We start from the raw sequence: 26,456 nt of genomic DNA, 5'->3' as shown, positions 1-26,456 counted from the left end.
AATTATGTCAGCAAAAATACAACTAAATACCATTGAAGAAGCTATAGAAGATATTCGTCAAGGTAAAGTAATCATTGTAGTCGATGATGAAGATCGTGAGAATGAAGGTGATTTTTTGGCAGCAGCCGAAAAAGTAACTCCGGAAATGATCAACTTTATGGCAACGCACGGACGCGGATTAATTTGTACACCACTTACAGAAAGTCGTTGCAAAGAATTAGATTTGCGTGCAATGGTTACGAATAATACAGATCACATGGAAACTGCCTTTACAGTTTCTGTTGATTTAAAAGGTCATGGAGTAACAACCGGTATTTCTGCCGCTGACAGATCAAAAACTGTTCAATCTTTAGTTGATCCAAACACAAAACCGCACGATTTAGCGCGTCCTGGACATATTTTTCCATTGATCGCTAAACAAGGAGGCGTTTTAAGAAGAACAGGGCATACAGAAGCAGCAATTGATTTTGCGAGATTAGCAGGATTCAAACCTGCCGGTGTGATTTGCGAAATTTTAAATGAAGACGGAACAATGTCACGCCTACCTCAACTTATTGAAGTAGCAAAAAAATTCGACTTGAAATTAGTTTCTATTGAAGATTTAGTTGCCTACAGAATGCAGCACGACAGTCTGATTGTTAAAAAAGAGGATTTTGATATTGAAACCCGTTTTGGAACATTTAGATTAAGAGCTTACGAACAGACTACAAACAAACAAATTCATATTGCTTTAACTAAAGGAACTTGGAATTTAGGTGAACCAATTTTAACTAGAATCCACTCTTCACAAGTAAATAATGATTTATTGGGCACTTTAACCAATAATGCCGAACAACAGCTTGACGACATGTTTAAAGTGATTAATGAAAACGGCAAAGGTGCTATTATCTTTATTAATCAGGATATGACGGCAGTTAATGTTTTAAATAGAATTTCTGAACTTAAATCATTACAATCGCAAGGAACGTTAAAAGCACCTAAAGTAATTATTGACAGTAAAGACTACGGAATTGGAGCTCAAATTCTTCATGACATCGATATTTCTAAAATTAGATTAGTTTCGAATACACAGCAAACAAAACGTGTTGGTATGATTGGGTATGGACTTGAAATTACTGAATACGTAAGTTATTAATATGGGTACATTAGAAGAAAGAATCATAAAATCTGAAACGCATATTTTCAAAGCTGTTTTTCCTAGCACAACGAATCATTACGACACTTTATTTGGAGGAACTGCACTTCATTTGATGGACGAAGTTGCTTTTATTTGCGCTACAAGATTCAGCCGAAAAAAAGTAGTGACAATATCTACGGGGCAAATTGACTTTAAAAAAGCGATTCCGGCTGGAACTTTAATCGAATTAGTAGCAAAAGTTGATAGCGTTGGAAGAACAAGCTGTAAAATTCACGTTGATATTTTCATGGAACAAATGTATTCAGAACTTCGCGAAACTGTAGTTTCAGGAACTTTTTCGTTTGTTGCAGTCGACGAAAACAAAAAACCAGTGCCAATTTTAGATGATTTAGAATAAATTTTCAAAAAAATACTTTTCGGAAATACTGATAATTAGATACTTGAAAATTAAGTTAAAAAAATCGCCAAAAAAGTTTTTATAATCAGAAAAGCGTACTATATTTGCACTCGCAATCAGATAATGAGAGCAACATACTGGAGAAATGGCAGAGCGGTCGAATGCGGCAGTCTTGAAAACTGTTGACTGTAACAGGTCCGGGGGTTCGAATCCCTCTTTCTCCGCTGAAGGCTAAAAAAGAGACTTTTCAAAGTTTTCAAAAAAGGCCAAAAAGAGCGGTAAACCCTGCAAATCAAACGATTTGCAGGGTTTTTTCTTTTATACCGCTTTTCAATATTTATAAAATCGAACAAAAACTTTGTGGCGCATTCGTGGCGCATTTTCAAAGTGGAGTGGATACCTTTTTTGCCACAAAAAGTTAAGGCGAATTCACAAAATAATTAACCATTTCAAATTTTGTGGCAGAATCGTGGCAAATGGTGTTTTAAAATTATAAGCCCAGCAGAACCAAGGATTGAGAACTTTGGGTTGGAATTGCAGAGAGTCCCTCTTCAAAATTAGAAAAAATATAAATTATTTAAAAAAAGTAGATCAGTTTTCTTACCAAACTAATTATTAATTTGCTGTTATTCTGATGTAAAAAATTGGTTTATTTCTTTCATATGCATTTTGTATTCCTGCGATCTTGCAGCCATAAATTTGGTTTCAGAATACATAAAAATAGCATTTATGTTAGAAAGCCCTCGATCTGATAATAAGAATGAAGCCTGGGCAACCACTAATTAATTTTGAAAATACTAAATCAAATTTCTAATTTTCATTTCTTGATAAATATAACCTAAGCAACTTTGCCCCTCTGTCTTATCATCCCAATACATTCCATGGACTTTTATGGTATATAAAAGCAAGAAATCAATCAAACCTACACGCTCCATGCTTACCACCTCATAATTTATGTTTTTTGGCCTGTTTGACATTTTTTCAATCCCAAATTCAGATTCTCCTTCTTTTGCATCCTTCCTGAAATTTGTTGCAAGGGCATCAATGGTCGAATACACATTAAGCCAATGAAGTTTATCCCCAAGCTCTAATTTTCGTTTTTTATAAAATAATGGATAATACGACTTAATGAATTCGAATGGTGTTCCTATTGTAACAAGCGCTTCACAAAACATTTCAGCATTCTTTGAAACCTTATTTCCAAAAGGATAAATGTAATCAAGGGCGAGTATGCTTCCAAAACTGTAGGTATGAAAATGCAACTTACAATCTTTTTCATTCTCCGATATGTAGTCAACCAGGAGTTCCAGATTACCCAATATCAGCTGTTTCTGAGACCCTTGTTGTATATAATCATTAGCACATACAAATTCTGTAGCCAAATTGCTGAGTAGAACATTGGCGTTTGGAATTATCACTATAAGTACTGCAGTTATTGACACTACAGCTTTTGAAATATTTTCCATACCCTCTTTAGAAATAAATGGAATATCCCCAACACCTATAAAATTTTTAAAATCATATAGCAAATCTCTGACTTTTAGATTTTCTGAAAGGCCTGTTATGGCTGTAATTGCTGCCGGAATCATAAACAATACGGCAAGTGCTATTATCAGAAAAATCAAAAATATATAAAAGGTCTGTAAAGGCCTGCTATAGCTTTCGCGGGCAAAAAGTCTTTTGAATACTACCGGAAACTTTCTAAATACCAATAAAAAGAGCCAGAAATTTTTTGAAATGATCGAATAACTGTTGAATTTGTCAGTAAGCAAATTGTGGTATTTAAAATCGTATATCTTATATACTATTTTATCGGGCTCTTTTTCCCCATAAATACTAACTACATTACTCTGCTGATCTTCTGTATAATTAATAATTTCAATTTTAAGTACGTATTTAATCCCATTGGTGTTAAAGTTCATTTCATTCATCAACCGCGTGGCATACTTGTCTACTGATTCATTCTCTACAGACTGTCCAAGACCTGAAATGTAAATTCCTATTTTCATATTTCCACTATTTAAAATTAGTCCGAAAAAAGCTTTAGATGTTTCCAGAACTTTTTAATGGGAATGGCATAAAACTCTAATTGTGATTCACCAACATATTCATATAACAGCTTAGCATGAAAAACCATATTAATGCTGTTGAGTTCTTATTTTTCATTGGAATTTATGGCAATGCATACAGTATGCTTCCAAACAAACCCCAAAGACCATCAATACTGACTTTACAACAATCTGCCTTTTAAAACGCATAAAAAAATCAGCGCATCTATAATCAACAAATCATCATTAAAGTCTGACTTGCATAGTTTTAAAACATTTCCAAAGTGTAGCTATTCATATATTGGCATACATTTATAGACACAGCTGCCATTATCTGAGCAAGACAGTCTTAATTCGTGTCCGTCCGGACAACCTTCAAAACGTACTGACATATTGTTTGAAACTGCATCTTTTCGCTTAAATTGAATAGATCTTATTTCAATATCATTAATATCGTGTTCCGCTAAATGCGTCTCCAGCATTTCTATCAGATCTTTTTTTAAAAGAACTGTACGCAAATTTTTCAATTGGCTTACTTTTAATTTTCCCATAGTACTTATTGATTAATTGTTAGTTTGACAACACTTGCTAAGGCAGTTGGCAAATTATTTTCGTCAACTACTGTACATCTTATTGTTATTGCTGTTCCAATAGGATATTGAGTTGCTGCGTAATAACATGAGACTTTAGACTCTGCGCCAGTTTCTGCCTGCACTTCTCGAAATGCTCCTCCTGCAGATGACCCATCGGCCAGAAAATCATTAAAGACTACTTTATGGCCATTAGAGACAAATTTACCGGCACTGTTTCTAAGATTTCCTGTTATCTGAACTTCCGTCAAATAATTAGATCCAATACCAAATGATGAAGGCTCTACATTCAGGGAAGAAACTTTTGAAGGTACGGCAGCAATTGTTTTTTCCAAAACAAAATCCGCAACTTTGCTATCATATTCAGGAGCAACAGACAAAGTTATGTTACCGGGTTTGGTGGATACTTTTAAGGTTGTTTTTGCAACTAGACGCCCCTGCTCGTATTCTGCCTTTATTACTTCAGTATCTTTGCTTGAGGAGATAAAAATTCCTCCAGATGTTTTAAATATCACATTCCTGCGATCCACATCAGTTTTATCATTTAACTTAACCGTAATATTAACCATAGACTGGCCATCTGCCGGAATTTCCTCTGCACTAATGGAAAAATCTGTAAAGACTTGGTCTATATCGGCACTTGGCGTGCATGAGAACAGCAATAATACCGAAAAATATAAAACTACTTTTTTCATTTGAATATCATTTTAGTAACGTCCGAAATTTTGCTGATCACATCTATGTCAACAGATAAAGACACGTAAGCCCCAGCAACTACATGTTTTTCCGAAATAAGCGGATTTGTAGAACTTCTTTTCAATAGTGCTACCCCGCTACTGACCTTAAATGCCCTGGCAAAACGATAAGCAGGTCCCAGAACTAGAGAGTTTCCGCTGTAATAATTATCAAAATCCTTGTTGTCCATTGAACCCAATGTGATGCCGACACTTAGAGATAAACGCTGCCATATATTCCATCTGCTGGCAATACCATAATCAGGACCATACTCGGAGAGTGAATTATTATTAACGATACACCCCATATTTTTTGCATCTTTGTAATCCTTGAATTTTCCCCGTCTCGTATTGGAATCTATTGGTCTGAAATAAATGCTAAAACCCACAAATAATTTTGGAATGTGTGCTATTTCATTATTTAAGTCCGTAGCAAAAATACTGGTAAAGCCAAGATCGAGAAAAAGTATATTCCCTCCTGCTGTTTTTAAATCAAGTGCCTGAGTATTGCTTGAAAAGTAAACTACCTGCCCCATATCTTTAGCTTTTGAAATGGTAGCATCGATTTTTTTAAGTGCAGAATTAATCAAATCAAAATTAAACTGAAGTTCTGCTCTTAGCTGTTCGACCTGTTCCTTTACAAGATTTAAATCAATTCTTTTATTTTCTATTTTGTACCATGTAATTCCCTTTGAAATCACGCCTGTGAGTTTTCTTTGAACTTCATCGAAATATTTGATATTATTTTTAAGATTGATAATTCGCTTCTCTGGTGAACGATCATCTGCAATACTCTTTTCCGAATCGGCGAGTGCATTATTGATATCTCTCCTGCCTAAAAGAATGTCATTAAATTGTTTCTTTCTGGCTGTTTCCAATAATAGGTACCCTCCTGTACTGTCTGTCACATTTTTACTGGTCGCACCATCATACGCCTGAATATTAACTTCACTGATCAAAGCTGTTGTTTTAAAAACATTACTATTGGCCATGGAATCGTAAGCATCTTTAAAGTTATCATCATACAATTTCTTGTAGCCATCCAAACCAATATTAAAATAAGTGAGTACAACATCTCCATCCCTAAAAGTCGTAACTTTGTCAATTGCCCCGTATTCTTTAGTGCCTTTTTCATTTTTGGACAAAGCAGTATTAAGCTGCATGAGCATTTTTTTAGTATTAGGATCTAACTCTGTGACGATGTGAACTGCAAATTCGACGTTTGGTTTCAACGGATCAAACTTTATGCGCAAAGTGTCTCCTTTTTGAGTAAATTTCAAATCCAAATCTTTAACTGCAACTGAAGTATATTTAACCGTACCAGTGCTGTCAGGACAGTCTTTAAATTTGTTAATTTTATATAACCGCTCGCCATTTTTGTAGACTGTTTGATAGGCATGGATATATTTTATTTTTGTCTTGGGCATCTTTTCCAGGACCAGATCAAACTTTTTATCGAAAGGAATAATTCCTTTTTGCAGCAGGCTTTGAGTTGCTAGATCGAATTTTAAAACAAGTTCTTGAGAATCTTGGGCATGTGTGACAGCAATTGTTCCCCAAAAAAACAAAAGAAGGAATAAGTAGTTTTTTTTCATATGCAGAAGGATAATACATGTTGTTTCATAACAATCTATAAACAAATAAGTTAAGTCAAATTTAATAGGATTTAAATTATTAACTACGCGTATTTATACCTGATTTTACATGGGACTCTATACTATTTTTGCCACAAAAAGTTAAAGCTGCCATTTTCAGTTTTTTTATTATAAAAAATTATTTACATTTGATTTACAAGGTGAATTATAACATTCATTTTAAACAAGTTAAAGGTTTAATATTTATAAAAACACTTGAAAATTCAGTGGCAGAATCGTGGCGCAGTACATTTTGAACCCGGTTACAAATATTAAAAATGCAGTATATAAAGGAGGTCTTGGATTTACAGTTCGAATCCCTCTTTCTCCGCTAAAACTCGAAACCCCTATTAAACACTAGGGGTTTCGTCGTTTTTGGCTGATCATAAAAAAAAGTGAACCCAGTCTTTCAGTATACCTCTATGCTCTCTTAACTTCTATAAATACTGAGATCATAAAATTCTGTCTGTTTTTAAATCGATAAATTTTGAAATGCAAAAAGAAAAAATTATTCAAAGTAGCTTAGACATACTGCATGTGAGTATTGAGAAAAAAATGAATGAAATAACCTCAAGTGGAAGTCGTGTTTCGTAAATCTAAAATATGGTTTAAAAGGAAGAAATACACATGGAAGAATGGCTTAGCTAAAGAAAAGCAAAAAGGAAAATCTTAATACAGAAAGAAATCGCTCCCATATTCCTTGCTTTTAGACAACGTTATGTGTGTCGAAGAATTACAGTATAGCTATAATATTTAGTATATCAAACATCATGTACCACAGTAAATAAGCATATGAAAAAGTTAGGGCTTGAGTAGTGGAATAAAAAAGAGTTAAAGATTTTTAAGAGTTACAATATCCCGAAAAAACAACAGGATACAGTGAAAATATAATAACAAACAGAATGTGTTACAACTTGAACAAAGAAAATTAAACCAAACTTAAATTTACCTATGATAAAAAATATTGAGTAAGATTAGGTAAAATTTTATTCTTTATTTTAAAGTGAATTAAAATTCATTTACAAAAGAAAAAATAATGCTTTATGTAAATTGTAAAATTGTGTTTGAAAAATTTTTGCATCTGTAAATATAGAACTCACTGTTTGTTCTTCTCTTTCAGTATTTTTTTCAAAATGTGCTTTTAAATCCTTGACAATTTCCGGCTTTGTTTTAGATGGATCTAATAAAATCAGATTATTGATTTCTTCCAAAAAAGTCACACTGCTGTATAGTCCCCTATCAAATAAACAAACTAAAACATTTGAGCCTTTTTTTTCTAATCTTAAATAGTCAATCATTTCAGTTTTATCATAAACAACAAATATAGAACGATCAAAATCTTTATAATCATTTTCATTTTCCAGTAGAAATGAATTTTCAGAAAAATCAAAATTTTTTTTGAAATTTCTCTTAAACATTTTTAAGAAAACCCCTTTATTATCAAGAAGATTTTGGATTTAATGTTCCAACACCCACTTGCGAATAAGCAGAGATAGTTCCTAAAACAACAAATAAAGGGAGTAATCTATTTTTCATAACATGTAGTTATTATGTAATTAATTATTTTTTAAGTGTTTACAATTCAAACATCTAAATTTGAAGGTGCAAAGTTCCTCTATAATACCCTTTACTTTTGCCTCTAAAAGTCTTTTGAATTATAAATTAGGGTTTTTACATTTAGTTACCCTATTACAAATTGTCAAATAACTTGACCACTTCCTTTAAAACCACATAATCACTTCATTTAAAGAATATTAAACTACAATTTGACTCATGTTTGTATTTTTAGAACACATCCTCTACCTGGAGCTGTCTGCTTATTTGCCACAAAAATTTAAGGCGTTTTTTGAAAATATAAGAAAAGTAAAAAAGGGACCTACTATTTAATGGAGTAAAAAACTCAGTACTCTTTTAATTATAGGAAATAAAAAAGGCTCAGAAAAAATATAGTTTAGAATTTATGATTTAGGCAGTTGAGGAATATTCTTTTGCAACAAAAACTTAAGGTTGTAATTTTTCTATTCTTGTCAAAAAAAATTACTTATTTTCAATCTCAAAAGAGAGCTATATCAGTCATTTAAAAAAAACTAATACTCTTGTAAGTCGACATTTTAAGTTTCATGGCAAAATATCATGGCACACTAGATTTTGAACCTGGCATATCTTAAGAATTGCAATATGTATAAGAGGTGTTGGATGCACAGTTCGAATTCCTCTTTCTCCGCAGAACTTCAAACCCTTAACTTTTGTTAAGGGTTTCTTTTTTAATAACATATTATTTTCTTTGTAAATAGTTCCAAAAAAATTTTGAGAACCGAAAAAGCGTCTTATATTTGCACTCGCAATCAGATAATGAGAGCAACATACTGGAGAAATGGCAGAGCGGTCGAATGCGGCAGTCTTGAAAACTGTTGACTGTAACAGGTCCGGGGGTTCGAATCCCTCTTTCTCCGCCAGTATAAGTTTCAGAAGAAACTTCAAAAATATAATACCTTTAAACATTCACTTGTTTAAAGGTATTTTTTGTTTATAGCTATTTTAAAAAAGGGAATTTATTTTTCAAGAAAAGAGTCGTATAAGATTACAACACGAATAAATGGACAACTCTATTCAAATTTTCAGTACTTATCAATATAAGGAGCAGTTTTTACCACAAGTAAACAGCATAGCTTTACACAATAAATCGCAATTGCAGTTATATAGAATAGAAAACTATCTAAAAGAAATTGTTATTCCGGTACCACCCTACCGAACTTCTTTTAATTTTATGCTGTTTGTAACAGAAGGTTATATAAAACAACAGGTCGAAACTGAAAATTATCTTATTGGGGCTGGACAAATTTTAAACATCAAACAAGGTAGTATTACCCGAACTCATGAATTATCTGAAAACATTAAAGGCTTTTACCTCATTTATGAAAATGATGTCATCAATTCTATTTCTTTAAGCCGACAAGACATTATATTTCTCACATCAGATCCTGTAATAAAAATTCATGAGAAAATTTATGATTCCATGGTTAAGATTTTTGAATTGCTGGAAACAGAATTAAATTCAGAATGTATTCAGGAAGATATCTGTTCTACTTTTTTTCGCGCGATTATGCTGAAAATTATTAAGCAAGCTACTCATAAACCTTTATTAATGGGTCGAGAATTGGATATAACTTATAAATTTAGAGAGAAGTTACAGCAAGAACATAAACTGCATAAAAATGTATTCTTTTATGCGCAGGAATTGAACATATCTGAAACATACTTAAATAAATGCATCAAAAAAGCAACCGGAAAACCTCCTAAACAATGGATTAATGAAATCTGTGTTCAACACAGCCAAGTGTTGCTTCGCGATTTAGGGCGTGAAATTGCAGATGTGGCTTATGAACTTAATTTTCATTCGCTTTCTCATTTTTCGAGAGTCTTTAAAAAAGTAACGAACCAATCTCCTTCTGCTTTTCGTTTACAAGTATTAAACAAATAATTTCATCTATTTATAAAAAAAGGAATTTAACTCTGATTTTATTCGGAGCTAAATTCCTTTTCTACTTAATTATCTACAGAGTTTAAAACTTATACGCCAACCCAATTTTTAATAAAAATGGAGTTCCTGGTGTAAAAGTCAATTCCTCTACTCTGTTTGTTTCTCCTTTCAACCTTGTTTCTTGCGCAAACATGGCTTCGTTCCATTTTGTATTAAAAAGGTTTTGTATTTGTACATTTACACCCCATTTTTTTGCCTGATATCCTGAGATAAAGTCATTAACAAAATAGCCTTGTGCCATAATACTGCCATCTTGATTTGCTGGACGATTATGCATGTAGCGATAACGCAAATTAGAATAAAACCCATTTTGAAATTGCAATCCTATTCCACCAGTACTCGTAAAAGTAGGTGCCAATTCTACATAATTATTTCCTTTAGGTGCACTTACTACACGCGGTACAGCCCAGTTTAAATCACTGTCAAGATAAAGAAACGGAAGTACTTGATAACGCATTGAAAAATCTGCTCCATATCTTCTGGTCGCTCCTGCATCACTGACTCCATAACTATCGCCATTCCAGACAAATTCACTATTTAAATAAGTATTCCAAACTATTGGCTGTAAAATCAATCCTTTTGCAGGTTTCAGCACACAGCCCAGGTCTACGCCAGCAGAATAAGGGAGTATGTTTTTTCCGTCCTGCAATACTACATCGCGCACATCATTCGAATGAAATCCTAATCCAGATTTCAGATATAGTGTTACTGCATCTGAAGCATTATAAAAAACACTCAATTTTGGACTGATGCGAGCTTTATTGTAAGAAGATGAAGCAAGATCTGGTTGCATCTTATCGAAATAATAAAAATAGAACCAATCGGCTCGCAAGCCAGCATTCAACCTCCATTTACCCGTACTTAAATCTGCTGAAAAGTAGGCATTAGCGTTAGCTTCTTTGGCTGATCCCCATGCCATACGCTCATTCAACGTATATCTAGCTGTAACATAACTCAACGCCAAATCATGAATATCATCAAAACGGCCTCCAAATCCTGAAACTAAGTTTAAGTGAAATCGATCAAACGTAAAATGATTTGTATAGGTATTATTTGTTCCGTAAACTTCACGATTATCATATTGGTTTATTTCATCTCCTTTGTCTGGATGCACCAAATAAAAAGTAAAATTTGAATATAAGTTAAACAGATAATTGATGTAATAGAAAGAGGTTTTAAAAGTCTCGGTTTCGCTTGGCTTATAAATATAACTCGCCAAAACATTTACGCGATGCGTATTTCCTCCTTCAGTGGGATCAATTGACCCAAATCTGGAAACCATACCTTCAGAAACAGCTCTTTCCGGAATTTGCCCAGAGGCATTCCAACCCGAACTAAAACAAGAAGCTTCAAATTTCAATTGTCCTTTATCTCCAATTTTCTGATTGTACTTTCCGAATAAATTTAATCTTTTGAAATCTTGTTTGACATCAAACGGCCCATCGGTATAATTATATTCTCCGGCCAGATAGGCATTTTGTTTTTGCGAATTGCCTTTTAACAAATTGGCCATTCCCATTATGCGTGCCGTGTTGTAATTTCCTATTTCGGTTTTAATGTAACTTGAACTTATCGAATCATAAGTATGAAAATCAACATAACCAGAGGTATTGAAATCTCCTTTATCAGCATAATAAGAACCTTTTCCGAAATCAATATTCTGAACGGTTTCCGGAATTAAAAAATGTAAATCAGAATATCCCTGACCATGCGCGTGCGACGGCATATTGACCGGCATATCGTCGGCATTTATAGCAATGTCAGTGCCGTGATCATTATCGAAACCGCGAAGAAATATTTGCTCTGCTTTTCCGCCACCTGCATGCTGTGCAATAAAAAGCCCAGGAACTTTGCGGAGTAAATCTTGCGCCGTATTTACAGGAGTTTTGTCTAAATCAATTTTTATTAATTGCTTGTCAATTTTTTTTGATTTTATGACCACCTCATTTAATGTACTAATATGAGACATCAATACAAGGTTTAAAGGTGAATTCTGAAATACGGAATAAGATTGTGGCTTAAATCCAGCGTAAGAAACCGTTAATGTATCAGGAATCTGTTTCAAACTTATTGCAAAACTGCCATTTACTTTTGTAGCAGAATGGCAAGTTTTATCTTTGTTAATAATAGTTGCATTTACTAACGGCAATCCATCTTCATCTGTCACAATACCACTTATTGTTTTCTGCGCAAAAAGCGATGTAGAGGTAATTAAAAATAATATTATAAAAATGAAAGCTCGCTTCATTTGTTCTCTCGTATGCTTATTCATTTTAATAAAAATAATTTTGATTTTTTATGATATTAGAATCCAACTTTTAAACCTAAAGCCACACGATTTACCATTGAACTTTGTGAAATTGAATTTGTAATTTGTTTGGTTCCTGCGTCATATTCAATTCCCATAGTAGTGATTTTTGTCACATCATAAAGCATGTTTATTGATCCAAAAGTTAAAGCCGTATGAGTTGTTGCTTCATTATTTTTGGTCACAAAATCTCCTGTAGCATTGTCATTGATTACTTTACTTTGTACCAATGAAAGTGGCGAAGCATTATAAGACATGTTGGTATATCCTAATACTAGATTGGAGTGTAAATTCTTTTTTGGACCGAAGAAATATTCAATACCAGCAGAACCTCCATAAACTGGAACCGTTTTGAAATTGCCGTTTTGATCATAAATTCCGTCATACATATTTGTAGCACCGCCATTACCAAATAAAGCTCCTGACAATGTATACGAACCTGCAATACCAGATCCTACAAGTCCTTGTGCCAAGAAATAGCTTTTATCGTTCAGCTTACTTTTTAGGTTAGCATTTATTCCCCAACCCATTGCCAGAGTGTTAGAAGCATCTTCTTTGGTATAACGAATACTGCGTCCCATGAATGCCAAACGAGCAAAACTTCCATCTTGTGCATATTTAGTAAAAGCAAAAATCGGATCAACAGAAAATTGACCTGGCATACTTCCGCCTGCTACTTTTAAATATTGAGCAGTAGTTTCTATTCCTCCTTCAAATTTCCATAATTTGTCCTTTCCGAAATTAGTATAATATTTAGCTTGTAAATGTCTCGCCCAAGTTCCAGAATTTGGACCTTCCCAATCTAAAGTATTGCACCAAGTTGGCACACCTCCTCCAAAGAAACTCCAATCCTGACCAACGTGCCAGTGATTATAATCTACATAAGCTACTCTTAACTGTAAATTACCTCCAGCTCCAGGTCCGCCCCACCATTGTCCTTCAACATAAGTAACTAAAGGACCTTTTTCAAATCCGTTATAAGTCGTTTTCCATGCCAATTGCGTTTGATACATATTAGCATCTGCATTTTTATCTTTGAAAGGATTGTACGGATTTGCAGAGTTTAAGTTTAATGATTGTGATGTCTTGCTATCATTTCCTCCAAGATTCACATATCCATTCAATTTCAAGCGAGGCGAAAATTCCATTTCATATAACGGTTTATCAGATGTTTGTGCTTTAGATTCGAATGAAACCTGAGCATAGGTTGAGTAGCACATTGCAAAAAACAATGCGCTTAATAAGGCGTATTTTTTCATTTTGATTTAATTATTTAATGAGGAAATTTGTAATTATTGGTATTGTTTAGGAACAATCTTTTTGACTAGAATAGTGATCCAGCTTGCAAGTACAAAAGGAAAAGTAAGTGCAGGCCATCCCATTTTTACCATATAAATATCGAATAGAGTCGATAAAACAACTGAGAGAAAAACATAAATCCCGTCTTTAACACGAGTTCCTGAAAAAGTTATCGCACAAAGCACAGCATTAAAGCTAAACAATCCCATGTGTACATCGGTTTGAGGTTCAGAAAACTGTAATGATAAATAAGTACTAATAACTCCAGCAGCAATTGCATACAAAGCAGCAACTGGGCTATTAATGAAAACGGCCAAAATAAATATAACTCCTGTAAGAACGCTTCCCTGAAAAATCACTTCTCCAAAACTGTGTGCAACCGTTACCAGCTCATTTGTATCAGCGGCAGTTTCTGCACCCATTGCAGGACTTCCTATTACAAATAGATTATGAAAAACAAAAAGACAAATCCAGGTAACAAGGATAAATGGCAGTGTAAATGCTGGTATTTTATAACGAATAAAAATATTTTGAACAATAGTTGCCAATGCTGACCCAACAATTACAGCAATCCATATTACAGGTTCAGGTTTAAAAAAGAATGTTAAGGCAACTCCCACTAGTGTAGCACTAAATCCATAAAGCCCTTGTGCTATTTCTGTTTTATCAAATTTTAATAGTTCAGCAGTGAACAATCCGACAACTGCGGATAAAAGTGCCGCAATGCCCATAACAGGCGATCCATAAAATATTCCTGCCAGAAAAAGTAAACCTGTCCAAGGGTTTTCCTGGAGCATAATTTGACCAATACTGGTCAAAATTGTTTTAATATAAAGACTAATTTTTGATTCCATAATTTTTGTTTTTACCAACCTAGAAACACCATTCCGATACCACAAATGGTAACCACACCACCACCAATGGCATGAACATAACGTTCTAGTTTGTCTGTTTTAAAAAATGAATAGCCATAACAGCCAATCAAAACCATTGTAAGCATGGTAAGAACTGTAAATACTGCAAAAACAGTAATTAAGATGATAACTTCTAAGGAAGAACGTCGTACTCCAGAGTAAAATAATAGAGGAACTAGAGGCTCACTTGGTCCCATTACAAAAATGACAAACAAAACCCATGGAGTAATTTTAATACGGTTTTGAGGTGCCACAACTTCTCCGTGTTTATGTTCATAAACATACATATCTTCATCGCTGTACATTTCAAAATGTTTGTGAGGTTTATTTAAGTAAGCACTTCGGAGTCCCCAAATAAGATAGATGAATCCGAAAACCAGTAAACACCAACCCGAAACATTTCCTCTGATATCCTGAAACATAGACAATTTTGATAATTGCCAACCTACCAAAACCCCAATCAATCCCAGAATTACAGAACTTAATATATGTCCGAGACCACAGACTATTGTCCACCAAATTGTTTTGGTTATGGGCCATTTTTTAGATCTTGATAATACTATAAAAGGCAAATAATGATCTGGTCCCGAAGCAGTATGCAAACAGCTGATTGTGATGGCTGATAATACTAGTGTTGTTATTGTAGTATCCATTAGTTATAATTTTCAACAGATTCAATTATCTGATTTTCGACTTTTACTTGTTTTTCCATATTCCAAAGTTTGTCTTCTATCTGACGAAATGCATTATACAATTGTTCTCCTCCGTTGCCCAGCATACGCACGATCATTCCATTTGCAAAAGGCTGTGAAACGCCATACGCCACATTTTCTTGTGATTGAAGAAGAGTAAAAGTATCTTCAATAAGAGATTTCATATCTTGAATTCCAGTATTAATATGAATTAATGTAGCTTGATGTGTGAACCCTTCCATTTGACCTAAAGTTTCGATATCGGCTAAAAGTGGTTGCAACAACACATTGTCTTTTAAAATCAATTTTCCGTTATGAAATACTTCTGTAAGGTTTTGAAATTTTGAAAAAAGAAAAACTTCTCCTGAATGTTTTCGTCCACAGGTAATAATTTCTCCAAGTGTCAAACTGCAATTTCCTTGTAAAGCAATTACGTTATGCGCTTTAAAAATCGATTGCTCATGCGGAACGATTGGATGCTGTATATAACTGAATGTGCTTTCGTTGCTCAATGAAACTTTCATTTGTTGCTGAGCACCATTTTTCATATTAAACAACCGTTGATAAGATTGAGATTGAAGTTGCAAACGACTTTCTGACTCAACTTCAATATTTATATCATAATGGTCATTATCCAGAATTCCCGGAGAGGAACTCATTAGCATAAGATATAAGGAAGGATCTGACCTGTCTTCATTAATATTTGCAATTCTGAAAGGTCTTGTAAAGAAGTTGTCTTTTAAATAAGAACGTCCGTCTTTAAATCCACTGACAATATTTAATCTATTAATCATGTAATGAAATTGAATGTTGTAAAATAAGTTTGATTATCTGACCAACTCAGGCTCTTCAGCATTTTCAAGCAATGCATATTTCTTAATCCAGCCAATAACTGCGTCTAGACCTTGAAGACTCATAAGATTTGTAAATACAAATGGCTGACCGTTACGCATTTTTCTTGCATCGCGTTCCATAACTCCAAGATCTGCGTTTACATAAGGTGCCAAATCTATTTTATTGATTACAAGCAAATCTGACCTCGTAATTCCTGGACCTCCTTTACGTGGAATTTTATCTCCTTCGGCAACATCAATAACAAATATGCTCACGTCTGCCAAGTCAGGGCTAAAAGTGGCCGATAAATTATCTCCACCGCTTTCAATCAAAATAAATTCAATATCCGGAAAACGAGAAGCCATCTCTTCAACTGCTTCAAGATTCATACTCGCGTCTTCGCGAATTGCAGTGTGAGGGCATCCTCCCGTTTCAACGCCGATGATACGTTCTTTAGGAAGCATACTATTTTTAGTAAGGAACTCAGCGTCTTCTTTTGTATAAATATCATTCGTAATTACACCAATGCTGTATTCGTTCATTAATGTGCGAGACAAACGCTCAATTAAGGCTGTTTTTCCTGAACCTACCGGACCAGCTATTCCGATTTTAACATAACTTCTCTCTTTCATTTTGTTTTATTTTTTAATTATTTTTTAGCCTAAATTTTTAAATTTATTTTGGCTCTTTTGACTTTACAACTTTCGACTTATTTAAGACATGTACAATCTTGAATACAATCGTTCGTGTTGCATGCATCTCACATCCAGACCAATATTGCACAGACCAACATGATTACGATCAAGCTGAAGTATATTTTGCGTAATGGTTTCGATAACTTCCTGCATATCATGCAAAATATCCTGTCCGTCAAGCTGTCCCAGCGGAACAAGTTTTACCGCGTTAGTAACAGTACCCACCGTAGCATTATATAAAAATGCAAGAAGAACTTCAGGAAGCGGAATATTTAATAAGCAAGCATAAATGCCAAAAACAATACAATAATGTCCTTCTATCTTTTTCTCTAAAATCGCTTTTTCATAAGCGTTAATAGGATCTTCGCTGATTTGGCGCTTGAATATCTTTATCAGTCTTAAGCCTAATTTTTGGCTTCCTTCTCTTATTTCTCTGGCTGTTTTTAGCGCACTGCACTCTTCATCCAATTGCAGTAAAGCAGTAATATCATTATTTTGTGTGGCTTCATATGCCAGTTTTACAAAAGCACCATCATTATACTGAAGGTTGTTAGTAAGCATGTTGCGCACAAACAATGATGCTGTTTCTGGATCTTTTACCAACTGTTGCTGTACGTAAGTTTCTAATCCGTTAGAATGTGTATAACCGCCAATTGGCAACGTGGGATCACTCAAATGCAACAAACTGCCTATAAAATTTTTCATCGTATTATCTGTGTTTCTTTATTTATAATGCAAGACGGCACTACTTCGCAATATTCATAATTTTAAAGAAGAGCGAACTGCTTTCTGAAGATCCATGAGGCTGTACTGTTGCGTTTACAATATTGATCAAACGGGTAAATATTTTATCTGTCTCGTAACCACTTGCTGAAAGCCATTTAAAAATGGGCTCTTCAAAAGGAAGCAATACTTCATCATCTTGAATAAACATAGGAAGATGCTTATTCCCAATTTCATAACAAACACTTCCCATTTCAAGTAACGACTTAGGTCTTACTACAATAGCATCACAAGGAATAATAGCAACTACTATTACTTTTTGATCATCTTCATATAAAACATCATCTTGTTTTAACCTTTGTCCTTCTTTCAAAAATTTAATAGCAAGCTCTTGTCCATTTTTAGTTTTTTTTCTTTGAATGCGTTTTGTTGCTTCAAACCATTCGATTTCAAGAAAGTCTATGGTGCGGTTTCCTACATCAAATTGCTTAAGACTTCCAGCTACTTCATTTATAATCATATCTTTTTCTTTTAAATCTCAAAATATTTATACGCTTCTGCATCCATCATTTTCTTGTTCTCTTTTTTACTTCACTTAATTTTGGAATCTTAATCAGAGAGAAGTGACTGCAGATCTATCCCGCAGCCCTTCTTCTGATTTTTCACCGAATTACTCCCGGTTCAATTTTTTTTATCCTTTAGAATAAGAAATAACGTTGTGCCATTGGAAGATTCTCGGCTGGCTCACAAATTATTTTTTCTCCATCAACACGTACTTCGTAATTTTCTGCGTTTACCGTGATTTCAGGTGTTTTATCATTATGAATCAAGTTTTTCTTTGAGATATTTCTACAGCCAACTACCGGCAATACCATTTTTTCTAAACCATATTCGGCTACAATATTGTTTTTTAGAGAAGCCTGAGAAACAAACGTTGCACACGTTTTAGATAATGCTTTACCAAAAGCACCAAACATATTGCGATAAAGAACAGGCTGTGGTGTTGGAATCGAAGCATTTGGATCTCCCATACGTGCTGCGATGATCATACCTCCTTTAACAATTAATTCTGGTTTTACACCAAAAAGCATTGGTTTCCATAATACAAGATCAGCCATTTTTCCTACCTCGATAGATCCTACATATTGAGAAATACCGTGGGCAATTGCTGGATTGATAGTGTATTTAGCCACATAACGTTTTGCACGGAAATTGTCATTTTCATTTCCTTTATCTTCTGCTAAATCACCACGCTGTTTTCTCATTTTATCAGCAGTTTGCCAAGTACGAGTAATAACTTCACCAACACGTCCCATTGCTTGTGAATCAGAACTCATGATACTGAAAACTCCCATATCATGCAGAATATCTTCGGCTGCAATTGTTTCAGGACGGATACGAGAATCAGCAAATGAAACATCTTCCGGAATATTTTTACTTAAGTGATGACATACCATCAACATATCTAAGTGCTCATCGATTGTATTAACAGTGTAAGGACGAGTAGGATTTGTTGATGCAGGCAATACATTTGGATACATTGCAGCTTTGATAATATCTGGCGCGTGACCACCACCTGCACCTTCTGTGTGGAAAGTGTGAATTACACGACCATTGATCGCATTCATAGTATCTTCAAGAAAACCAGCTTCGTTAAGCGTATCTGTGTGAATTGCAACTTGTACATCATATTTATCAGCAACTCTCAACGATGCATCAATTACTGCAGGAGAAGCACCCCAATCTTCGTGAATTTTTAAACCTAAAGCACCAGCTTCAATCTGCTCATCTAATGGTGCTTCGGTGGAACAATTTCCTTTACCAAAAAATCCAAGATTCATTGGGAATGCTTCTGCTGCTTGCAACATTTTTTCAATATACCATTTACCTGGAGTAATAGTTGTTGCATTTGTACCATCAGCAGGTCCTGTACCACCACCAATCATTGTAGTCACACCACTATATAAAGCAGTTTCAATTTGTTGTGGACTGATAAAGTGAATATGCGTATCGATTCCTCCGGCAGTAACGATCAAATTTTCTCCACCATGCGCTTCTGTACTGGCACCAATAATCATATTTGGATCAACACCATCCATTGTATCAGGATTGCCTGCTTTACCAATACCCGCAATCTTGCCGTCTTTAATACCAATGTCTGCTTTTACAATTCCCCAGTGATCAATGATAGTAGCATTAGTAATTACAAGATCTAAAACTCCTTGATCACGAGTGGATGTACTAGATTGAGCCATTCCGTCACGAATAGTCTTTCCTCCTCCAAATTTATTTTCATCACCATAGACGGTAAAATCTTTTTCTATCTCAATAATTATATCTGTATCGGCCAATCTCACTTTATCTCCTTTAGTAGGACCATACATGCTTGCATATTTCAGCTTATTTATTTTCAAGCTCATGACTATTTGTTTTTAAAGTTTTCTGATTGCAATTTTGCTAAACTGTGTTGTTTGTTAATTTCAAGTGTAGTATCACCATTAACAATATTGTTGATACCAAATGCGCGTCTTGCACCACTAAATGCAACCAAGTCAACCTCTTTTTCTTCGCCTGGTTCAAAACGAACAGCAGTACCAGCTGCAATATTAAGTCTCATACCAAAAGCCAAACCGCGATCAAAACTCATCATACGGTTGATCTCAAAAAAATGGCAATGAGATCCAACTTGAATTGGACGATCTCCTGTATTGGTCACTTTTACTTTTTCTGTTTTACGGCCAACATTGCAATCAATGTCTCCTTTGCTGATAATATATTCTCCTGGAATCATAAATAATGTTTTTTTGATTTAACGAATAGGACTGTGAACTGTAACTAATTTAGTACCGTCAGGAAAAGTTGCTTCGATTTGAATATCATGAATCATTTCGGCGATACCATCCATCACATCCTCTCTAGTCAAAAGAGTGGCGCCGTAATTCATTAATTCTGCAACCGACTTTCCATCACGAGCAGCTTCAAGTAAATGATTGCTGATGTATGCAATCGTTTCAGGGTAATTAAGTTTCAGGCCTCTGGCCTTTCTTTTAGCGGCTAATTCGCCGGCAAGATGCAATAGCAATTTCTCACTTTCTCTTGGTGTAAGATGCATAGTGTTTTGAATTTAAAATGTTTAACAATTTTTGAAAAATAGAAATCCACGATCAATACCAATTTATATTAGCATTGAAAAAATAATGGAGTTTAAGTGCGTGAAAGGAATTCAAAAGAGCACAAGGACCCTTATAAAATTGAAAATTTCTGTAAAGAAGCAATAACTAAAATTCCCGATTTAATTCGAAAAAGGAATAATCATGGAATGAAATAAAATATAAAGGGGAATAGTTGGTGTATGTAAAAATGGAGCAAAGTCCTGCCCATACACAACTGGTTTAAATGAGTGATAGTTTAGATTAGAAAAAATCACTTCTCCGAAATTCAGAAAAGCATATTGGTCAAAACCATTTTTTCCAAAATCAGCCTCATCATTATTTTCAACATAGAAATCATCATTAGCATCAATAAGAGCAATTGACAAATCATTTTGAGATATAGATAAATCTTTGCTTTGAAACTGATACTGATCAAAGTGTATAATTGACTTTGGTTTGCTTTCCGCTTTCGCAAAAAACACCAACGTTAAAAAACAAGTTAAGATATACACTAAACGTTTCATTCTGTAAAAAGCCTTCTTTCTGAAAACTTATGAAGCAAAATTACATAACAAGCCAACTTGATCGTTTGCACAAATCACTCCATTTGTATTCCTTTTCTGTAATTTTCGCTGTTAATTGATTTTTTTGTAATAACCTTTGCCCAAAAACGGGTTTATTAAAAAACAAGAAAGTCGTACCTTCATAAAAAATACTTTATTAATTTTTCGATAAATGAAAAAAAGAGAAAAACTGCAAATTGTTCGAAAACACTATCCTAACGCTTTAACTACAATAGATTACATAAATAAAATCATTGATTATGTAGAAGAGAAATTAGATTTAGAACCTTCTCAAATAATATTAGCCGACAGTATTTGCAGTGATGATGTAAACAGTATTCAATATCCAGTAAGAGCTCTGGAGTTTTTAGGGCCTTTTAAAATGGGAGGATTAGACGGATTTCCATTTACTGGACTAAGTGGCATGGCTGCTTTTGCGAGTCATGTACCTGATGATGGTGCGGTGTTTATATATTATGGGCCTCATATTGGCATTTCGAAGGAAGGGATTATTGGCAAAATAAATAGATTTGGGCAAAATAACAATTCTATTTGCTGTGGAGCTGCAACAGTGGCATTAAACAACTTAAGAGAAAATAGCATAAAACCTGATAATATAACTGAGCTTGATTATCAAATGAATACAATTGAACAAATTCTTTATAATCAAAAAGATAAGATTTTAAATGCCGAAATTCCTCTACATGAAGCAACAGAAATAATTTACGAAGCTATAGATAATCGTATTCAGGAACTTATTGCCGCTACAAAGTATAATTGTAAGTACATTATTTTGGTTGGGGGGATTTTAATTAATAGTGACAGCGATGTTGGTTCATTTTCGTCAACAAAGAGATTTGAAGTTATAGATTTAAAAACGGGAATTAGAGAAAATTTGATTTCTATTCTCAATCAGGGATAAAATTACTATTCGAAAAATAATCCGTGCAATTTAATATAAAAACATTTTCCAAATAAGAACGAAAAACCTATTTACCAAATAAAGCACGGCATTAGCAGGCTCTTTATTTTTTTATAAGTAAATTCGCATTGAATTTAATATGAATATTAATGTAGTATTTTATTTAAATGACTATCTAATCTAATTACGAATGACTGACAGCCAAATAACTTATATTCAAGGAAATATAAAAGAAATAAACCAACCTAATTTTAATTTAAATAAGGAAGGAATAACATTATTTGGTTCAATAACCAATTTAAAAACTTTCTTAAAAGGCTATTTTATTACAAGATTAAATGAACAAGAGTTTAACGATCAACTTATAAAAGATTTTTCTGAAAGAAATTTTGTAAAAGCCAAAATAACCGAAATTGCTGATCAATATTTTATCGCAAAATCAGATCTTCAGTCTTTTTATGATGAAGCATTGCAAAGCAATTTGATTAATGAAATCGATAAAGAAGAATTTATAAATAATTCCTTGAATTTTATTCAAAAAAGCGTTTCAAGTCAGCATCAATTTGGATATGCAAAAACATCTTTAAGAAAAATATTAGAAAAACAGTATGATTTTATTTTCTCAAACGGATTTCCGACAAATCTTCTAAATATAAATACCGGAATAATGACCGCTAATGCAGGAGACAGTGCACAATTTTTATTTCTAGCGCGCGCAATTCTAGCAGGATATAACTGCTCAAATGTTGATGTTCGCTCCAGTAGATATGACGCTGTAGTCGACTTTAATAATGTATTGCTGCGACTTCAAATTAAAGGAGTTTCAAGCAGTAATGCTATAAGTTTTAAAGACAGAGATCGAGGCGGACAAGGAATTGATCATACACACATAACAAATAAAGGAAAAAGAATTACATCTGCAGATTGTGACATTTATGTTGCAGTTGATAAAGAAATTGGTATTTGCTACCTGATTCCTATGCACTACGTTGATAGTTTAGAAGAGCATGAAATCACCAGCATTAATCTAAACACCTTAAAACAGTACAAAGAAAACTGGAATATTATAGCAGAAGTTGCCGAAACCAGAAGAATATGAAATTAGATTACCAAAAAAGACCAAATGGCGATTATTATTTTGTCAACAATAAAAAGCCGTTTAAAGGGATTTTAATTAATGAAGCCGATTTAAAAAATGCTCTAGATTTTGCATACGAAATGTCTTTTGGAATTGGTCATCATAGATCAACTAGAACTGGAGGCCAATACGGAAGAAAAAATGGAGAGAAGTTTTGCAATATTTTCCAGGGAAAATTAGCCGAAATTGTACTTTATAATTTTTTTAAGTCAAAATCTATCGCTTGCAATGAACCGGATTTTGGAATCTATGGCGAAGGAATTTGGGATGATGCGGATTTAGAAATTTACAATAAAAAAATCAATGTAAAATCAGCGGCATCACAATCTAATCTATTGTTACTCGAAACCAAAGATTGGTCAAATAATGGGCAGTATCTTCCAAATCTCAATAATGGATCAGCGAATTTATACGATTATTTTATTCTAGTAAGAATTAATCCAGACATCAAAAAAATATTCCGAAGCAAAAGATTAATGTACACTGATGTTATACCAAAAACAGACATTGAAGAAATTACTTTTGCTCAAACTTGGAGTTATGATATTGCAGGATATTGTACTACTGAAAATTTAGTACAAGCTATTGCAAACAACAATATATTACCCCAAAATTCCATTTTAAATGAATACACTAAAATGGATGCCGAAAACTATTATATACAATGTGGAGACATGAAAGATATTGATGAACTTCTAAAAAGTCTCTGATAAAAATCGAAAAAACATTATTTTTTTGATGATTTCAAAACCTTCATTATACTCTTTGACACCGCTTCAATAACTGGCACACTTACAGAATTTCCTGCTTGTTTATACAAATGAGAATTTGCTATTTTAGGAATTTTAAATTCGTCTGGAAAGCCTTGAAATCTTAAACATTCTCGAGGTGTTAGTTTTCTAAAACCAAAATCAGTTTTTATCAAAGGAACATTGTGACCTCCAGTTCCCATATTAGCAGTTAAAGTAGGACAGACATTCGATTTGTTTTCTCTCACATATTGTCTTCTAAACTGATAAACCGTTTTATCAGAAGTCATTTCCTTTTGAAGCATATCAAACATATAGCGATCTTCTTTATAATAAAAATCGTCTTCTACTTTTTCATTAATAACTAAATCTTTTATCGTTTTAGTCAACTTATCTTCTTTTGGAAATTCAAAAATAGCTTCTGCATTTTCAATTTCTAATGTATCAAAAGCAACTATAAAAATACGCTCTCTATTATGCGGAATATTCCCATAATCTTTGGTATTCAGAACTTTATATTGAAAAGAATATTTTCTGTCTCGCAAAGATTTCTCAATTACCTTCATTGTATTTCCATGATCGTGATTAACAAGATTCTTTACATTCTCAAGAAATACAACTTTAGGCCTCATAGTATCCACAAAATCTAATATTCTAAAAAAGTGATTTCCTCTATTATCATTAAAACCTTTTCTATAGCCCGCAACTGAAAAAGGCTGACAAGGAAACCCTGCCGTCAAGACATCAATTTTAGGAATTTCATCTAAATTAAGTTGCAATACATCACCTTCAATTAAATTATGTTTGAAGTTTTCTTTATATGTTATACACGCATTTTTATCATATTCATTTGCCCAAAGTAAATCAAAACCTGATTTTTTAAATCCTAAACAAATCCCTCCAATACCGGCATATAGACTTCCAACAGTAAATTTATTGCTCATTTTAATATATCGCTAATTATAGTATACGGCACTAATTGTACGTAATCATTTTTACAAAGATAACTATTCAAGATTGAATAAAATATCGCTTTTAAAAATTCAAATAATAAATTAAAAACATAGACATTCTTAGCTAAAAATCCAATCTACACTAAATTTTTAGCCTTAAAATTACATTCAAAATGTATGTAACAATCTATTTTTCAAATGTCTATTTTAAATTTGTATTTTAGACAAAAGAAATTCGTACTAAAAATCATAAAATTTCAAAATATGCGTCGTATTACACTCTTTCTAGTAATTGCAATGATAACTTCATGCAAAAAAGAAAACCAATCTACAGCATTAGCTGAATATTTCACGTATAATAAAGATAATAATGTAGAAGCAGCAGGGGTGAGAATGATTCCAATAAAAACACCAGTGGGTGAATTTAAAGTCTGGACAAAACGCTTTGGGGCCAATCCAAAAATAAAAATACTTCTGTTGCATGGTGGTCCGGCAATGACACACGAGTACATGGAATGTTTTGAAACGTTTTTCCAGAGAGAGGGTTTTGAATTTTACGAATATGATCAATTAGGCTCTTATTACAGCGATCAGCCAAAAGACAGCAGTTTATGGACAACTGACAGGTTTGTTGACGAAGTAGAACAAGTTCGCAAAGCAATAAATGCAGATAGCGATAATTTTTATGTTTTAGGAAATTCTTGGGGAGGAATATTAGCTATGGAATATGCTTTAAAATATCAGAAAAACATGAAAGGCTTATTAATATCTAATATGATGGCAAGTGCGCCAGAATATGGAAAATATGCAGAAGAAGTTTTAGCAAAGCAGATGAAACCCGAAATTCTTACAGAAATAAGAGCTTTAGAAGCTAAAAAAGATTTTAATAATCCAAGATATATGGAATTGCTAATTCCAAATTTTTATAAAGAACATTTATGTAGATTAAAAGAATGGCCAGACGGCTTAAATCGTGCCACTAAACATGTAAATGGAGACATTTACACCTTAATGCAAGGCCCAAGTGAATTCGGTATTAGTGGAAGATTATCTAAGTGGGATATTAAAAACAGACTACGCGAAATTACCATCCCAACACTTATGATTGGCGCAAAATATGACACAATGGATCCAAAAGCTATGGAAGAACAAAGTAAATTAGTTCAAAAAGGACGTTATTTATATTGCCCTAACGGAAGTCACTTAGCGATGTGGGATGATCAAAAAGTCTTTATGAATGGTGTAATTCAATTTATTAATGACGTTGACAGTAAAAAAATATAAAGACGCACAACAAAACAACATTCTGATGTACAGAATCATAAGTTTAAAAATATTTATGGCGTTTCCCTCCGGGCCGGGCTGTCCGCTGTATCTTTTGCGATTTGGGGTTTTAGGATGGGGAAGATGTCCAGGGTATCGCAAAAGGATG

General features: G+C 33.6%; 26 protein-coding genes and 2 tRNA genes. 10 read left to right on the top strand and 18 right to left on the bottom strand.

All coding sequences use genetic code 11. The features are described from left to right. The first annotated feature begins 4 nt into the window (after positions 1-4). From ribB to EV145_RS20970, 3 genes are all read left to right on the top strand, one after another. Positions 5-1,135, top strand: coding sequence for a 3,4-dihydroxy-2-butanone-4-phosphate synthase (gene ribB / locus EV145_RS20980; protein WP_133527144.1), 1,131 nt, complete (start codon positions 5-7; stop codon positions 1,133-1,135). 1 nt (position 1,136) lies between these two features. After that, a complete protein-coding gene (locus EV145_RS20975; protein WP_133527143.1) occupies positions 1,137-1,535 on the top strand; it encodes an acyl-CoA thioesterase in 399 nt (132 codons plus the stop codon). 139 nt (positions 1,536-1,674) lie between these two features. Next, positions 1,675-1,759 (top strand) — tRNA-Ser (locus EV145_RS20970). A gap of 573 nt (positions 1,760-2,332) precedes the next feature. Here the strand turns inward: EV145_RS20970 and EV145_RS20965 are convergent. Next, entirely contained in the window at positions 2,333-3,544 is a 1,212-nt protein-coding gene (locus EV145_RS20965; RefSeq protein WP_133527142.1) for a hypothetical protein, read from the bottom strand. A 116-nt stretch (positions 3,545-3,660) separates the two neighbouring features. Here EV145_RS20965 and EV145_RS22665 point away from each other — a divergent pair, with 116 nt between their 5' ends. After that, positions 3,661-3,786: a hypothetical protein gene (locus EV145_RS22665; protein WP_262711925.1), complete on the top strand. Its 126-nt coding sequence runs from the start codon at positions 3,661-3,663 to the stop codon at positions 3,784-3,786. 87 nt (positions 3,787-3,873) lie between these two features. On the opposite strand, the gene EV145_RS20960 is transcribed toward EV145_RS22665, so the two are convergent. The 4 genes from EV145_RS20960 to EV145_RS20945 all read right to left on the bottom strand — a co-directional run bounded on the left by EV145_RS20960 (position 3,874) and on the right by EV145_RS20945 (position 7,959). Next, positions 3,874-4,134, bottom strand: a complete 261-nt coding sequence (locus tag EV145_RS20960; RefSeq protein ID WP_133527141.1) for a hypothetical protein — start codon at positions 4,132-4,134, stop codon at positions 3,874-3,876. Positions 4,135-4,139: 5 nt separating this feature from the next. After that, entirely contained in the window at positions 4,140-4,868 is a 729-nt protein-coding gene (locus tag EV145_RS20955) for a hypothetical protein (RefSeq protein WP_133527140.1), read from the bottom strand. Continuing rightward, positions 4,865-6,502 (bottom strand): hypothetical protein, encoded by a 1,638-nt coding sequence (locus EV145_RS20950; RefSeq protein WP_133527139.1) that lies wholly within the window; start codon positions 6,500-6,502, stop codon positions 4,865-4,867. The genes EV145_RS20955 and EV145_RS20950 overlap by 4 nt, the downstream gene beginning before the upstream one ends. Before the next feature lie 1,058 nt (positions 6,503-7,560). After that, the gene (locus EV145_RS20945) at positions 7,561-7,959 is read right to left on the bottom strand and encodes a hypothetical protein (RefSeq protein WP_133527138.1); all 399 of its coding nucleotides are present in this window, start codon (positions 7,957-7,959) and stop codon (positions 7,561-7,563) included. A 950-nt stretch (positions 7,960-8,909) separates the two neighbouring features. Between EV145_RS20945 and EV145_RS20940 the strand changes: the two genes are divergently transcribed. Beyond that, positions 8,910-8,997 (top strand) — tRNA-Ser (locus EV145_RS20940). 140 nt (positions 8,998-9,137) lie between these two features. Then, entirely contained in the window at positions 9,138-10,022 is an 885-nt protein-coding gene (locus tag EV145_RS20935; protein ID WP_133527137.1) for a helix-turn-helix domain-containing protein, read from the top strand. Positions 10,023-10,104: 82 nt separating this feature from the next. Here the strand turns inward: EV145_RS20935 and EV145_RS20930 are convergent, their stop codons facing one another. From EV145_RS20930 to EV145_RS20875, 12 genes are all read right to left on the bottom strand, one after another. Continuing rightward, positions 10,105-12,354, bottom strand: a complete 2,250-nt coding sequence (locus EV145_RS20930; protein ID WP_133527136.1) for a TonB-dependent receptor — start codon at positions 12,352-12,354, stop codon at positions 10,105-10,107. A gap of 32 nt (positions 12,355-12,386) precedes the next feature. Then, positions 12,387-13,649, bottom strand: a complete 1,263-nt coding sequence (locus EV145_RS20925; protein ID WP_133527135.1) for a hypothetical protein — start codon at positions 13,647-13,649, stop codon at positions 12,387-12,389. Positions 13,650-13,682: 33 nt separating this feature from the next. Then, positions 13,683-14,543 (bottom strand): urea transporter, encoded by an 861-nt coding sequence (locus tag EV145_RS20920; protein ID WP_133527134.1) that lies wholly within the window; start codon positions 14,541-14,543, stop codon positions 13,683-13,685. Positions 14,544-14,554: 11 nt separating this feature from the next. Beyond that, entirely contained in the window at positions 14,555-15,256 is a 702-nt protein-coding gene (locus EV145_RS20915) for a hypothetical protein (RefSeq protein WP_133527133.1), read from the bottom strand. After that, positions 15,256-16,089, bottom strand: coding sequence for an urease accessory protein UreD (locus EV145_RS20910; RefSeq protein WP_133527132.1), 834 nt, complete (start codon positions 16,087-16,089; stop codon positions 15,256-15,258). The genes EV145_RS20915 and EV145_RS20910 overlap by 1 nt, the downstream gene beginning before the upstream one ends. Positions 16,090-16,122: 33 nt before the next feature. After that, the gene (ureG, locus tag EV145_RS20905) at positions 16,123-16,761 is read right to left on the bottom strand and encodes an urease accessory protein UreG (RefSeq protein WP_133527131.1); all 639 of its coding nucleotides are present in this window, start codon (positions 16,759-16,761) and stop codon (positions 16,123-16,125) included. Positions 16,762-16,842: 81 nt separating this feature from the next. Next, positions 16,843-17,529 carry an urease accessory protein UreF gene (locus EV145_RS20900; protein ID WP_133527130.1) on the bottom strand — a complete coding sequence of 229 codons (687 nt, stop codon included), beginning with the start codon at positions 17,527-17,529 and terminating at the stop codon, positions 16,843-16,845. Positions 17,530-17,569: 40 nt separating this feature from the next. Continuing rightward, positions 17,570-18,067 (bottom strand): urease accessory protein UreE, encoded by a 498-nt coding sequence (gene ureE, locus EV145_RS20895; RefSeq protein WP_133527129.1) that lies wholly within the window; start codon positions 18,065-18,067, stop codon positions 17,570-17,572. Positions 18,068-18,245: 178 nt separating this feature from the next. Beyond that, a complete protein-coding gene (ureC, locus tag EV145_RS20890) occupies positions 18,246-19,967 on the bottom strand; it encodes an urease subunit alpha (RefSeq protein ID WP_133527128.1) in 1,722 nt (573 codons plus the stop codon). A 2-nt stretch (positions 19,968-19,969) separates the two neighbouring features. Further along, positions 19,970-20,338, bottom strand: coding sequence for an urease subunit beta (ureB, locus tag EV145_RS20885; protein WP_133527127.1), 369 nt, complete (start codon positions 20,336-20,338; stop codon positions 19,970-19,972). Between the two features lie 18 nt (positions 20,339-20,356). Further along, positions 20,357-20,659, bottom strand: coding sequence for an urease subunit gamma (gene ureA / locus EV145_RS20880; protein ID WP_133527126.1), 303 nt, complete (start codon positions 20,657-20,659; stop codon positions 20,357-20,359). Positions 20,660-20,839: 180 nt separating this feature from the next. Further along, entirely contained in the window at positions 20,840-21,223 is a 384-nt protein-coding gene (locus tag EV145_RS20875; RefSeq protein ID WP_133527125.1) for a hypothetical protein, read from the bottom strand. A gap of 211 nt (positions 21,224-21,434) precedes the next feature. Between EV145_RS20875 and EV145_RS20870 the strand changes: the two genes are divergently transcribed. The 3 genes from EV145_RS20870 (at position 21,435) to EV145_RS20860 (ending at position 24,032) form a co-directional block, all read left to right on the top strand. Further along, positions 21,435-22,184: a hypothetical protein gene (locus tag EV145_RS20870; RefSeq protein ID WP_133527124.1), complete on the top strand. Its 750-nt coding sequence runs from the start codon at positions 21,435-21,437 to the stop codon at positions 22,182-22,184. A gap of 190 nt (positions 22,185-22,374) precedes the next feature. Next, entirely contained in the window at positions 22,375-23,283 is a 909-nt protein-coding gene (locus EV145_RS20865; protein WP_166638499.1) for a group I intron-associated PD-(D/E)XK endonuclease, read from the top strand. Beyond that, positions 23,280-24,032, top strand: coding sequence for a hypothetical protein (locus EV145_RS20860; protein WP_133527123.1), 753 nt, complete (start codon positions 23,280-23,282; stop codon positions 24,030-24,032). The genes EV145_RS20865 and EV145_RS20860 overlap by 4 nt, the downstream gene beginning before the upstream one ends. A gap of 17 nt (positions 24,033-24,049) precedes the next feature. On the opposite strand, the gene dcm is transcribed toward EV145_RS20860, so the two are convergent. Next, complete coding sequence (gene dcm, locus EV145_RS20855) at positions 24,050-25,015, bottom strand: DNA (cytosine-5-)-methyltransferase (RefSeq protein WP_133527122.1); 966 nt, start codon at positions 25,013-25,015, stop codon at positions 24,050-24,052. A gap of 273 nt (positions 25,016-25,288) precedes the next feature. Between dcm and EV145_RS20850 the strand changes: the two genes are divergently transcribed. After that, positions 25,289-26,308, top strand: a complete 1,020-nt coding sequence (locus tag EV145_RS20850) for a proline-specific peptidase family protein (RefSeq protein ID WP_133527121.1) — start codon at positions 25,289-25,291, stop codon at positions 26,306-26,308. Positions 26,309-26,456 lie beyond the last annotated feature (148 nt).

Source organism: Flavobacterium sp. 245, assembly GCF_004362055.1.
In the GTDB taxonomy this organism is placed as follows: Bacteria; Bacteroidota; Bacteroidia; order Flavobacteriales; family Flavobacteriaceae; genus Flavobacterium.
This window is presented reverse-complemented; position numbering and strand designations above follow the sequence as displayed.

Bases quoted from the DNA above. Each gene is read 5' to 3' on its own strand.
- ribB (WP_133527144.1), top strand. From the start codon at position 5: ATGTCAGCAAAAATACAACTAAATACCATTGAAGAAGCTATAGAAGAT.
- EV145_RS20975 (WP_133527143.1), top strand. From the start codon at position 1,137: ATGGGTACATTAGAAGAAAGAATCATAAAATCTGAAACGCATATTTTC.
- EV145_RS20965 (WP_133527142.1), bottom strand. From the start codon at position 3,544: ATGAAAATAGGAATTTACATTTCAGGTCTTGGACAGTCTGTAGAGAAT.
- EV145_RS22665 (WP_262711925.1), top strand. From the start codon at position 3,661: ATGAAAAACCATATTAATGCTGTTGAGTTCTTATTTTTCATTGGAATT.
- EV145_RS20960 (WP_133527141.1), bottom strand. From the start codon at position 4,134: ATGGGAAAATTAAAAGTAAGCCAATTGAAAAATTTGCGTACAGTTCTT.
- EV145_RS20955 (WP_133527140.1), bottom strand. From the start codon at position 4,868: ATGAAAAAAGTAGTTTTATATTTTTCGGTATTATTGCTGTTCTCATGC.
- EV145_RS20950 (WP_133527139.1), bottom strand. From the start codon at position 6,502: ATGAAAAAAAACTACTTATTCCTTCTTTTGTTTTTTTGGGGAACAATT.
- EV145_RS20945 (WP_133527138.1), bottom strand. From the start codon at position 7,959: ATGTTTAAGAGAAATTTCAAAAAAAATTTTGATTTTTCTGAAAATTCA.
- EV145_RS20935 (WP_133527137.1), top strand. From the start codon at position 9,138: ATGGACAACTCTATTCAAATTTTCAGTACTTATCAATATAAGGAGCAG.
- EV145_RS20930 (WP_133527136.1), bottom strand. From the start codon at position 12,354: ATGAATAAGCATACGAGAGAACAAATGAAGCGAGCTTTCATTTTTATA.
- EV145_RS20925 (WP_133527135.1), bottom strand. From the start codon at position 13,649: ATGAAAAAATACGCCTTATTAAGCGCATTGTTTTTTGCAATGTGCTAC.
- EV145_RS20920 (WP_133527134.1), bottom strand. From the start codon at position 14,543: ATGGAATCAAAAATTAGTCTTTATATTAAAACAATTTTGACCAGTATT.
- EV145_RS20915 (WP_133527133.1), bottom strand. From the start codon at position 15,256: ATGGATACTACAATAACAACACTAGTATTATCAGCCATCACAATCAGC.
- EV145_RS20910 (WP_133527132.1), bottom strand. From the start codon at position 16,089: ATGATTAATAGATTAAATATTGTCAGTGGATTTAAAGACGGACGTTCT.
- ureG (WP_133527131.1), bottom strand. From the start codon at position 16,761: ATGAAAGAGAGAAGTTATGTTAAAATCGGAATAGCTGGTCCGGTAGGT.
- EV145_RS20900 (WP_133527130.1), bottom strand. From the start codon at position 17,529: ATGAAAAATTTTATAGGCAGTTTGTTGCATTTGAGTGATCCCACGTTG.
- ureE (WP_133527129.1), bottom strand. From the start codon at position 18,067: ATGATTATAAATGAAGTAGCTGGAAGTCTTAAGCAATTTGATGTAGGA.
- ureC (WP_133527128.1), bottom strand. From the start codon at position 19,967: ATGAGCTTGAAAATAAATAAGCTGAAATATGCAAGCATGTATGGTCCT.
- ureB (WP_133527127.1), bottom strand. From the start codon at position 20,338: ATGATTCCAGGAGAATATATTATCAGCAAAGGAGACATTGATTGCAAT.
- ureA (WP_133527126.1), bottom strand. From the start codon at position 20,659: ATGCATCTTACACCAAGAGAAAGTGAGAAATTGCTATTGCATCTTGCC.
- EV145_RS20875 (WP_133527125.1), bottom strand. From the start codon at position 21,223: ATGAAACGTTTAGTGTATATCTTAACTTGTTTTTTAACGTTGGTGTTT.
- EV145_RS20870 (WP_133527124.1), top strand. From the start codon at position 21,435: ATGAAAAAAAGAGAAAAACTGCAAATTGTTCGAAAACACTATCCTAAC.
- EV145_RS20865 (WP_166638499.1), top strand. From the start codon at position 22,375: ATGACTGACAGCCAAATAACTTATATTCAAGGAAATATAAAAGAAATA.
- EV145_RS20860 (WP_133527123.1), top strand. From the start codon at position 23,280: ATGAAATTAGATTACCAAAAAAGACCAAATGGCGATTATTATTTTGTC.
- dcm (WP_133527122.1), bottom strand. From the start codon at position 25,015: ATGAGCAATAAATTTACTGTTGGAAGTCTATATGCCGGTATTGGAGGG.
- EV145_RS20850 (WP_133527121.1), top strand. From the start codon at position 25,289: ATGCGTCGTATTACACTCTTTCTAGTAATTGCAATGATAACTTCATGC.